The organism is Bacillus sp. NMCN1, assembly GCF_002998085.1.
Lineage (GTDB): Bacteria > Bacillota > Bacilli > Bacillales > Bacillaceae > Bacillus.
The window spans coordinates 666,589-678,397 of sequence record NZ_PVQL01000001.1 but is presented as its reverse complement, the minus strand read 5'-3'; the positions used below and the strand labels follow the sequence as shown (position 1 = coordinate 678,397).

Genomic DNA, 11,809 nt, shown 5'->3' with positions numbered 1-11,809 from the left:
AAGGTATATGAATGAATAAGAAAAAGATTCCATTTGGTGGAAAATCTTTATTAGTTAACATAATAATATTATTGTATATAAAAAAGAACGCCCCTTTAAGGACGCTCTTCATTGATCGCATTAAAACAAAGAAAGCTGGTTTTGATCGGGAAGTGCTTCTAGGCAGCCTTGACGATCTAAATATTCTAGGATCGTTTTCGACACTTTTCCGCGTTTTTGTAAATCTTCTTTTGAAAGGAATTCCCCGTCTTGTCGTGCGCGAACAATATTTAACGCAACGTTTGTTCCGAGTCCAGGGATCGAGTTGAATGGCGGAATTAATCCATCTTCATCAATGATAAACTCTGTTGCACTTGATCGGTAGAGGTCCACTTTTTTGAAATGGTAGCCTCTTTCACACATTTCAAGTGCAAGCTCTAGTACAGTTAATAGGTTCTTTTCTTTCGGTGATGCATCTAGACCTTTTGAGTTAATATCGTCCATGACCGCCCGAATCGCATTCGATCCTTTTGTCATTGTTTCGATATCAAAGTCATCTGCACGAACGGTAAAGTAAGCCGCATAGTATAAAAGTGCATGATGCACCTTGAAGTAGGCAATCCGTACAGCCATTAATACGTAAGCAGCTGCGTGGGCCTTAGGGAACATGTATTTGATCTTTTTACAAGAATCAATATACCAGTTCGGTACATTATTATTCTTCATTTCTTCCTCCCATTCAGGAGGAAGTCCCTTTCCTTTACGAACAGATTCCATGATTTTAAAGGCAAGTGACGGCTCTAAGCCTTGATAGATGAGATAGACCATAATATCGTCACGGCACCCGATCACTTCACTGAGTTCACACGTTTTATTGTGAATGAGCTCTTGCGCGTTGCCGAGCCATACATCCGTCCCGTGTGATAGTCCAGAGATCTGAACGAGCTCTGAGAAGGTCGTTGGTTTTGTATCCTCAAGCATTTGCCGAACAAACCTTGTCCCAAACTCCGGAATACCGAGTGTACCTGTTTTACAGCCAATTTGCTCCTCTGTTACACCAAGAGGCTCTGTTCCTTGGAAAATTTTCATCACTTCAGGATCGTCTGTTGGAATCGTTTTTGGATCAATTCCGCTTAAATCCTGAAGCATCCGAATAACCGTTGGATCATCGTGCCCCAGTATATCCAGCTTGAGCAAGTTGTCATGGATGGAATGGAAATCAAAATGCGTCGTTTTCCAATCAGAACCTGTCGCATCTGCTGGATATTGAATAGGTGAGAAATCGTAAATGTCCATATACTCCGGCACTACGATAATACCGCCTGGATGCTGGCCCGTTGTCCGTTTTACCCCTGTACAGCCTTGTACAAGCCGATCGATTTCTGCGCCCCTCATATGAAGATTATGATCTCCTGCGTAGCCTTTCACGTAACCATATGCTGTTTTTTCTGCAACTGTACCAATCGTACCTGCTCGGTATACATACTCTTCACCGAACAGCTCTTTCGTATAGTTATGCGCAATCGGCTGATATTCACCTGAGAAGTTCAAATCGATATCAGGGACTTTGTCTCCTTTAAAACCTAAGAACGTTTCAAACGGAATATCATGTCCGTCTTTTTTGTACGGCGTACCACATTCTGGGCAGTCTTTGTCAGGGAGGTCAAAGCCTGAACCAACAGATCCGTCATTAAAGAACTCTGAATGCTTACAGCTTGGACATACATAATGCGGGGCAAGCGGGTTCACTTCGGTAATCTCTGTTAATGTTGCAACAAGAGATGAGCCGACAGATCCCCTTGAACCAACAAGATATCCATCATCAAGTGATTTCTTTACAAGCTTATGAGAAATTAAGTAAATAACGGCGAATCCATGGCCGATAATACTTTTTAATTCTTTCTCAATACGGTCTTCTACGATTTTCGGCAAATCATCTCCGTAGATGCTGCGCGCCATTTGATAGCTCATTTCCCGTATTTCTTCATCTGCACCTTCAATTTTTGGTGTGTATAGGTCATCTTTGATTGGTTTAATGCTTTCGACCATCTCAGAGACTTTTTTCGTATTCGTCACGACGATCTCTTTCGCTTTTTCGTCTCCTAGGAAGGAGAATGCTTCAAGCATTTCATCTGTCGTTCTAAAATGAACTTTTGGCAGCTCATGACGGTTAAGCGGATTCGCTCCACCCTGTGATGAAATTAAGATTTTACGATAAGTTTTGTCTTCTGGATGCAGGTAATGCACATTTCCAGTTGCGACGACTGGTTTATTGAGCTTTTCGCCAAGCTTCACAATGTTTGTGATGATTTCTTTTAACGCACGTTCATCGCGAACAAGCTCCAGCTGCAGCAGATGCTGATACACTTCAGGCGGATGAACTTCTAAATAGTCGTAAAATGCTGCAATGTCTTCCACCTCATCAGGTGATTTTTGCATCATTCCTTCAAAGACCTCACCCTTATCACAGGCAGACCCGATAATTAAACCTTCTCGATATTTCTCAAGCTGTGAGCGCGGGATGCGCGGCACCCGGTAGAAATAATGAATATGAGAAAGAGAAACAAGCTTGAATAAATTCTTCAGACCAGTCTCATTTTGTGCGATCAGAATGGCATGGTAAGGACGTGAGCGCTGGTAGGCATTAGACTGACCCATGTTTTCATTCAATTGATCGTGATAGGCAATCTCTTTTTCAGCCGCATCTTTTAGCATTTTCAGCATGAGGTAGCCTGTTGCCTCTGCATCGTAAATGGCCCGGTGATGCTGCGTCAGTTCAATATCGAACTTTTTACAAAGTGTGTTCAGCCGGTGATTTTTAAATTCAGGGTAAAGGAATCGGCCAAGTTCAAGTGTATCAATCACAGGGTTTGACGCTTTATCTGTTTTTAAGAGGCGTTTGTACGCTGCATTTAAAAAGCCCATATCAAAGCTTGCATTGTGCGCGACAAGGATATCTTGTCCAATCCATTCTTTGAAATCTCGCACGACATCGACGACATCTGGAGCATCTCTGACCATATCATCCGTGATACCCGTTAATTCGATCGTTGTCGCTGATAATGGGTGATGAGGATTTGCAAATGCCTCAAAGCGGTCAATGATTTCCCCGCCTTTGATTTTCACTGCTGCCAGTTCAATGATCGTGTCATAAACGGCGGAAAGTCCGGTTGTCTCTACGTCAAATACGACATACGTTGCATCCTCTAACAAACGGTGCTCTGGATTATAGGCAATGGGTACTCCGTCGTCGACCAAGTTGATTTCCACACCATACATCATTTTGATGTCATGCTTTTTACTTGCTGCATACGCATCTGGGAAGGATTGTACAACCGCATGATCCGTCAGGGCAATCGCTTCATGTCCCCATTTTTTTGCTTGTTCCACCAGTCTGCCGATCCCAGTAACAGCATCCATTTGGCTCATTGGTGAATGCAAATGAAGTTCGACACGCTTTTCACCCTCAGGTGCCGTATCTTCTTTCAGCTGAGGTTTCATTTCATTGACGTCATTGGCAATCATGACAAGATCTCTGACAAACGTATCGTTTTGAATGCTTCCTCTTGCTTTGACCCACATGCCTTTTTTCAATGATTTCATCAGCTGGGCATCTTCTTTTTCTCTTGCAAACATTTTGATTAAAATACTATTTGTATAATCTGTAATTTTAAAGATACAAAGCGTTCTTCCGCTTTTCAGCTCACGCGTTTCTGCATCGAATACGTAGCCTTGAACGGTGATTCTTCTTTCCTCGTCCATAATACTATCAAGCGTACGAATTTCTTCATTGTCTTTAATTTGATAGCCAATCATCAGAGGACCAGACGGACCTTCCTCCTGCTCCTCACTTTCCTTCTTCTCCATCTCAGTGAGGGCTTGCATCGCTCTTTCTTGATCTTCAGCAAGCTTTTGTTCTCTGAACTTCTGAATCTCTTGATCTGATACAAAAATTTCTGTATCAAATTGCAGTTCTGGAAAGCCTACTTGTTTAAAAGCAGCCTGGAGCATTGGACTGTACTTCTTCTTGATGGCCAAAGCCTCTGTTTCGCTTTTCGTTTTGATAATGATTTTATGTCCAGACAGCAATGGCTTTTGCTGCTGAAGCAAGCTGATGATTGGAGGAGAAATTCCTTGAAGCTCTTCCACACAATATGACCAATACGATTGAACGAGCTCTTCAGAGATGTTCGGATCATTGACTTCAATCGTACAAGTGATTTGTGCAATATGAGAAAATGCATTTGTCAGCCTGCTGAGAAACATGGTGTATACCTTGTAAGGCAAGAGCTCCTTAAATTTAAAAAGGAAATGCCACGTTTTCGTCGCCTTATGCACCGTCAATTTGACGATTTCTCCTTCTTCAAAGTAACGACTAAGGTCATCATCTGTCATTTGAATCTGATTGAGTAATATATGAAATTGCCGCCGTGTGATCGGTAATTGTTCATCCAAGACAGGACCCTCCTTTTGTCAATCAGAAAGGTACCTCTTTTCTACAGGAGGTACCTTCATTTTTTTGTTCGTTTTTATATTTGGCGTATAAATGAAATCAGCTCATCAACAGATACTTCATGTGATTCACCTGATTTTCTAAACTTCACTTCAACAATGCCTTCTTCTGAACGTTTTCCGCAGCTAATGCGGATTGGCAGCCCAATTAAATCACTGTCTGCAAATTTCACTCCGGCACGCTCCTGGCGGTCATCGAAAAGTACGTCAAAGCCCTCATCTTCTAAGCGCTCGTATAATGTTTCAGCCAGCTCTTTTTGAGAATCATTTTTCATATTTAATGCAAGGAGATGAAGGTCATATGGCGCAACAGCTTCCGGCCAAATGATTCCTTTCTCATCGTGATGCTGTTCAACAATCGCTGAAAGAGTTCTAGAGATACCGATACCATAGCAACCCATAATCATTGGCTGCGCTCGACCATTCTCATCGAGGTACGTTGCATCCATTGACTCAGAATAACGAGTGCCTAGTTTAAAGACTTGTCCTACTTCAATCCCTTTGGCAAACTGGATTGTGCCTTCTCCATCTGGAGAAACATCTCCTTCTTGAATCAAACGAAGATCTGTGAATTCTTTCACTGACACATCACGCGCAGGATTGACATTGACATAGTGATAATCCGCTTCGTTTGCACCTGCGACAGCATTTGTCATGCCTTTAACCGCAAGGTCTGCATAAATATCAACTTCTGCTTCCAGCTTCACTGGGCCAACAAATCCAGGCTCTGTTCCAATGACTTCTAGTACTTCTTCGCGAGTAGCAAGCTCTACAAGCTGTGCTCCTACCAAGTTTTTCACTTTCACATCATTTACTTCATGGTCGCCTCTAGTAAGGATTAGAACATACGCGTCATCTGCTTTAAACAAAACAGACTTGATACAAAGAGAAGGATCAACTTCTAAAAATCCAGCGATGTCTTGAATCGTTTTTACTTGCGGTGTGCGGACTTTTTCAAGTTCTTTGAAGTCCGCAGGTTTTGCTTCTTCTCCGTGAAATACAGCTTCAGCCATTTCAATGTTCGCAGCATAGGAAGATGTGTCAGAGTATGCGATTGTATCTTCTCCTACTTCTGACAGTGCCATAAACTCATGTGTATCTTTTCCTCCCATTGCACCAGAATCTGCAATGACTGGTCTAAAATTAAGACCTACTTTTGAGAATACATTGGAGTAAGCTGTAAACATCTTGTTGTATGTGTCATCAAGGCTTTCTGGTGAAGAATGGAATGAGTACGCATCCTTCATAATAAATTCACGTCCGCGCAGCAGCCCAAAACGCGGTCTCTGTTCATCGCGGAATTTTGATTGAATTTGATAAAGAGTTAAAGGAAGCTTCTTATACGATTTTACTTCGCTCCGTACGAGTGATGTGATCACTTCTTCGTGCGTTGGGCCAAGTGCGAACTCGCGGCCATGACGATCTTTCATACGCATCAATTCTGGACCGTATGTATACCATCTTCCTGACTCTTGCCACATTTCTGCCTGCTGCAGCACTGGCATTAACAGCTCAGCTGCTCCCGCCTTTTCCATCTCTTTGCGAACGATGGATTGAATATGCTGGATGACTTTATGAGCAAGCGGCAGATAATGATAGATTCCGCTTGTATTTTGTCTAATGAACCCAGCTCTTACTAAGAGTTGATGACTTTTTGCCTCAGCATCTGCCGGCACCTCTCGAAGAGTTGGAATAAAAGTCAGGGATTGTCTCATGTCGTTACACCTCATTTATGAAATAGGACTTCTCACAAAAACTCTTGTTTCCCGTAATGAGAAACAAGAGACATTGGTTTTTATAAAAATAATCGCTGGATGTCATTCCACGTAACCACTAGCATTAACAGCATGAGGAATGCAACACCGATAAAGACAACAAGTGCTTCTTTCTCACGATTAATTGGTTTACCGCGAATGGCTTCAACAAACAAGAATAATAAACGTCCTCCGTCTAGTGCAGGAATCGGCAATAAATTCACGATGCCTAAGTTGATACTAAGGAACGCCGCAAACTGCATTAATGTTAACACACCTTGCTTGGCTACTTCTCCTGTCATGTCATAGATCCCAACAGGACCTGCTAACATATCTAGTGAAAATTGTCCTGTGACAATTTTTTGCAAGTTCGTTAAAATCAAACCTGCTGTTGAAATCACAGTCGTTCCTGAGGATGAAATAACCTTCAGAAATCCATTTTCCGTTGGCGGATAGGATCCGAAACGGCCAATGTTTTTTCCGTCTGCTTTCACAGCTTCTGGTACAACCTGTACAGTGCTTTCTTTGCCGTCTCGGTCAATGACGACATTCATTTTTTTCTCAGGGTTCTTTTGAACGGTTTGAACGACGTCTGTCCAAGAATTCATTTTATCCCCGTTAATGGACACGATATGGTCTCCCTGCATGAGTCCAGCTTCTGCCGCTCGGCCGTCTTTCGTCAGCTTGCCGAGTACAGGATCATCAACGGTTACCCCTTGAATAAAGCCTAAAGCAACCAAAATCACATACGCCAGAATAAAGTTCATAATCGGTCCAGCTGCGATCGCTTTAATACGCTGCCATACCGTTTTTGATCCAAATTGACGATTGTATGGTGCGATTTGAATTTCTTCACCATCTGCAATATAGAAGCTTGTTTGACTGACATTGTAGCCAGTCAGAATATCTTCATTTCCAGCTTCATATCCTGAAATTCTCATGGCATGATCTAAATCAATCTGCTCAACTTCGATGACAAGTGCATCAGGATATTTTTCTTTATCATTTAAAATGATTTTTTCTACTTCATTTTGCTCATTGAATAAGAGCCCCACTGTATGACCTGGTTTAATTTCAATGACTTCAGGGTCCTCTCCTGCCATTTTAACAAATCCGCCAATAGGGAGAAGTCTAATGGTATAAACGGTTTCCTTTCGTTTAAAGGAGAAAATCTTCGGTCCAAAACCAATTGCGAACTCACGGCATAAAATCCCCGCTCGCTGCGCCATAATTAAATGGCCAAGCTCGTGGAAAAAAACGAGCGTTCCAAAAATAATAATAAACGCAATCACTGTATTCACGAACATACCACCTTATGTGAGGATTGATTGAACAAAGTCTCGTGTATCTTTGTCCACTTCATGGATATCTTGCAAACTAGGCGTTGAAATCACATGATGTCTATTTAGTGCCTTTTCAATCAATTCTTCAATTTGCAGGAATGTTACTTTGCCTTTCAGAAATGCATCAACTGCCATTTCATTTGCCGCATTGAGCACAGCAGGCATTGTCCCTCCTATTTTACCTGATTCATAAGCAAAATGTAAGCAGCGATACCTGTCAAAATCCGCTTTTTGGAAATTCAATTGTCCAATCTCCCAAAGGTTCAATGATTTCGCTTCTGGTAATGGCGCCCTGTCAGGGTATGTGAGTGCATATTGAATGGGCACTCTCATGTCAGGTGTCCCTAACTGAGCCATGACGCTTTTGTCGTGAAATTCCACCATCGAATGGATAATGCTCTCTTTATGTAACAGCACATCAATTTGTTCATAGGGTATATCAAACAACCAATGTGCCTCAATCACCTCGAGCCCTTTATTCATCATCGTCGCTGAATCAATGGTAATTTTCGCCCCCATTGACCAGTTTGGGTGGTTCAGCGCTTCTTCAACCGTAACACCTTCAAGTTCAGTTCGTTTTTTATCTCGGAAACTACCACCTGAAGCTGTCACGATTAAGCGTTCAATGTTTTTAGCTTGTTCACCTTGCAGGCATTGAAAAATAGCGGAATGCTCACTATCGACAGGAAGTAAAGGTACATCATATGTTTTCGCGTACTCTTTTACTATATGACCAGCTGTCACAAGTGTTTCCTTATTTGCGAGTGCAATCGTCTTTTTTTGTTCAATGGCCTTTAATGTTGGAACAAGCCCAACACTTCCTACAAGGGCATTGACCACAACGTCCACTGCATCATAGGTCGCTGCCTCGATGTTGGCTTCATCACCAGCAGCTATCTTGACATCGTATTCAAATGAATGACCTTTTAGCGTGTGATAGGTCTCTTCACTTAAGCATCCGACAAATTCAGGCTGAAACTGTTCAATGATTGGAATGGCCTTGTCTACATTTCGGCCAAATGTCATGGTTTTCAGCTTAAATTTGTCTGGGTGCTGCCTCATCACATCTAATGTTTGTTCTCCAATTGATCCTGTTGCGCCTAATAGCGAAATATATTTCAAATTGCCACTCCTTCTCTCGTTCAATAAGTTTCTATGAGGTTAGCTGGCAAACGTTGCGAGCAGTAAATATAAAAACGGCAGAACGAATAAAAAGCTGTCAAACCTGTCCAAAATCCCGCCATGTCCAGGGAGAATTGTCCCTGAATCCTTCACGTGATAATGACGCTTTAAAGCAGATTCCACAAGGTCGCCAAGCTGTCCAAAGATACTGAGCAAAAGAGTAATAAACATAACAAGCAGATATGATGGCAAAAATCCTGTAACCGCCTGAAACACAAATGACAACACGACCGCTGTGACGATTCCGCCGATAAATCCTTCTACTGTTTTGTTTGGGCTGATCTCTGGCCAGAGCTTTCGTTTCCCCATAGATTTCCCAATAAAGTAGGCACCTGAGTCAGTGGACCAAATAATCACTGCTGCGAAGAAGATCGCACTCATGCCATATAAGCCTCTAATTTGGATAAAATAATAGAAACTGACGCCAATATATATTGTCGCTAATATCACAAAAGCAACCTCATCGAATGTGAAAGAGTTTTTGCTCAACACTGTATAAGTTAAAAGAATTAAGACTGCAAATAAAGCAATCTGCATTTTTGATGCGTCTACGTTCGGGAAGAAGCTGTTCTCTCCGCCCATTAAAAGCCAAAGCAATATTAAGCTGACAATACCAGGAAAGCTGACAATCGATATCTTTTTCATTCTTAGAAGCTCAAAGAGAGCGACACTTCCCATTAAGTAAATCAGCAGGGTAAATGGCATCTGTCCATATATAACCGCAAGTAAAAAGACTGCAGCTGCCAAAACACCCGTCAAAATTCTTTGTTTCATCTGCACCACCCTCTAAATTCCACCGAACCTCCGGCCGCGGCGCTGGTATTCTCCGATAGCGCCTATAAGATGCTCATCAGAAAAGTCAGGCCAAAGCACATCCGTAAAGACAAACTCGCTGTATGCAATTTGCCAAAGCATAAAGTTACTTAATCTAATTTCTCCACTTGTGCGAATAAGCAAATCCGGATCTTGAAGAGATTCTGTCATTAAATAAGCTGAAAACATCTCTTCTGTAATGTCTTCTGCTTGAAGCTTACCTTCTTTGACTTTTTCAGAAATTTGTCTGCATGCGAAGACGATTTCTGTGCGCCCTCCATAGTTGAGCGCAAAATTCAAAACGAGTCCATCGTTATTCGCCGTACTCTTTACTGCGTTCTCTACCGCTCTTTTCGTATGCTGCGGGAGGCCGTCTGGATCACCTGTTAAGCGCACACGGACATTTTCCTCGATGAGCTCGGGCAGGTAGATGTTCAAAAATTCTTCAGGAAGCTTCATTAAAAAGTCTACTTCTAGTTTTGGACGTTTCCAATTTTCCGTAGAGAAAGCATACAAAGTCAGCACTTTGACATTCAGCTCGTTTGCAAGCTTCGTCATGCGCTTGACGACTTTCATTCCTTCATGATGTCCTGCTACCCGTGGAAGAGCACGTTTTTTCGCCCATCTTCCGTTCCCATCCATGATAATGGCGATATGTTCAGGAATTTCTCCATTTAATATGTCTTCTTTTGTCAGGCTTTCTAAGTTGGAAGCTGCAGTTTGCTGATTCTTCCAATTTTTGAGTATATTGAGCATGAGATTCCTCCATCACCCAAAAAGGTTGCGTTCCCGCTAATAATATAGTCACCAACAGTATTAACAAAAAAACCCCCTGTAAACATGAAGAGGGTCTTTTCACTATTATCTATTGTACATAGTTTTTTCTTAAACTTCCATGATTTCTTTTTCTTTATCTTTCGTCACGTCATCTATTTTAGCGACATATTCATCTGTCAATTTTTGAACATCCTCTGTTGATGATCTTAATTCATCTTCAGTGATCTCACCATTTTTCTCAAGCTTTTTCAACTCATCGTTTGCATCACGACGAACATTACGAACAGCTACTTTTGCTTCTTCTGAATATTTTCTTACCACTTTCACAAGCTCTTTACGTCTTTCTTCTGTTAGTGCAGGAATTGCAATGCGGATCACATTTCCGTCACTTGTCGGCGTGATGCCAAGATCAGACTTTTGGATCGCTTTTTCGATATCACCGATAGCTGTTTTATCATAAGGTGTGATAATCAGCATACGTGCTTCTGGCACTGTGATTGACGCGATTTGGTTGAGTGGTGTTTGTGCACCGTAATAATCAACTGTCACTTTATCAAGCAATGAAGCATTTGCTCTGCCCGCACGAACAGTTGCTAGTTCACGTCCGTATGCTTGAACGGCTTTTTCCATTTTTTCTTTCGTTTGGTTCAATACTTCTTTTGACACGTTATTTCCCCCTCACAATCGTTCCAATTGATTCGCCATTTACGGCACGTTTAATATTTCCTTCTTCCATAATGGAGAATACGATTAATGGAATGTCATTGTCCATACATAATGAGGACGCAGTAGAATCCATTACAGCAAGCCCTTCTTTTAGCACATCAAGATATGAAAGCTTATCATATTTTACTGCATCCGCATCTGTACGAGGATCAGCACTGTAAACACCGTCTACATTATTTTTCGCCATTAAAATGACATCTGCTTCAATTTCTGCTGCACGAAGTGCTGCCGTTGTATCTGTAGAGAAATAAGGGTTACCAGTACCTGCAGCAAAAATCACGACACGTTTCTTCTCAAGATGACGGATCGCTTTTCTTCTTATGTATGGTTCTGCAACCTGTCTCATTTCGATAGAGGTTTGTACCCTAGACTGAATGCCAAGTGTTTCTAGGCTGTCCTGTAGCGCGAGTGAATTCATCACTGTTGCCAGCATGCCCATGTAGTCTGCTGTTGCACGGTCCATTCCTAAGTCACTGCCTGTCTTCCCGCGCCAAAGGTTTCCTCCGCCTACGACAACTGCAACCTCAACATCTAGCTCTGCAATTTCTTTTACTTGCTTTGCAATTGAATGAATGACAGTTGGGTTAATTCCATTTCCAGCATCACCTGCTAGTGCTTCGCCACTTAGCTTCAGTACAATGCGATTATATTTCGGTTTGCTCATGATAACCTCCAAGTGTAAACTATACCGTCTCTTATTATGCGTAAGAAACTGCCTTTTGT

General features: G+C 42.0%; 8 protein-coding genes. All 8 read right to left on the bottom strand.

Features of this window, described 5'->3' with window-relative positions:
• Positions 1 to 120: 120 nt before the first annotated feature.
• The 8 genes from C6W21_RS03595 to pyrH all read right to left on the bottom strand — a co-directional run bounded on the left by C6W21_RS03595 (position 121) and on the right by pyrH (position 11,750).
• Entirely contained in the window at positions 121 to 4,374 is a 4,254-nt protein-coding gene (locus C6W21_RS03595; RefSeq protein WP_262982932.1) for a PolC-type DNA polymerase III, read from the bottom strand.
• Between the two features lie 134 nt (positions 4,375 to 4,508).
• Positions 4,509 to 6,206, bottom strand: a complete 1,698-nt coding sequence (locus tag C6W21_RS03590; protein WP_106055910.1) for a proline--tRNA ligase — start codon at positions 6,204 to 6,206, stop codon at positions 4,509 to 4,511.
• 80 nt (positions 6,207 to 6,286) lie between these two features.
• Positions 6,287 to 7,552, bottom strand: a complete 1,266-nt coding sequence (gene rseP, locus C6W21_RS03585; RefSeq protein ID WP_106055909.1) for an RIP metalloprotease RseP — start codon at positions 7,550 to 7,552, stop codon at positions 6,287 to 6,289.
• A gap of 6 nt (positions 7,553 to 7,558) precedes the next feature.
• Complete coding sequence (gene dxr / locus C6W21_RS03580) at positions 7,559 to 8,710, bottom strand: 1-deoxy-D-xylulose-5-phosphate reductoisomerase (RefSeq protein WP_106049331.1); 1,152 nt, start codon at positions 8,708 to 8,710, stop codon at positions 7,559 to 7,561.
• Positions 8,711 to 8,749: 39 nt separating this feature from the next.
• Entirely contained in the window at positions 8,750 to 9,544 is a 795-nt protein-coding gene (locus C6W21_RS03575) for a phosphatidate cytidylyltransferase (RefSeq protein ID WP_106049330.1), read from the bottom strand.
• Positions 9,545 to 9,556: 12 nt separating this feature from the next.
• Positions 9,557 to 10,339, bottom strand: coding sequence for an undecaprenyl pyrophosphate synthase (uppS, locus tag C6W21_RS03570; RefSeq protein ID WP_106049329.1), 783 nt, complete (start codon positions 10,337 to 10,339; stop codon positions 9,557 to 9,559).
• A 129-nt stretch (positions 10,340 to 10,468) separates the two neighbouring features.
• Complete coding sequence (gene frr / locus C6W21_RS03565) at positions 10,469 to 11,026, bottom strand: ribosome recycling factor (RefSeq protein WP_106049328.1); 558 nt, start codon at positions 11,024 to 11,026, stop codon at positions 10,469 to 10,471.
• A gap of 1 nt (position 11,027) precedes the next feature.
• A complete protein-coding gene (gene pyrH / locus C6W21_RS03560; RefSeq protein ID WP_003210919.1) occupies positions 11,028 to 11,750 on the bottom strand; it encodes a UMP kinase in 723 nt (240 codons plus the stop codon).
• Positions 11,751 to 11,809 lie beyond the last annotated feature (59 nt).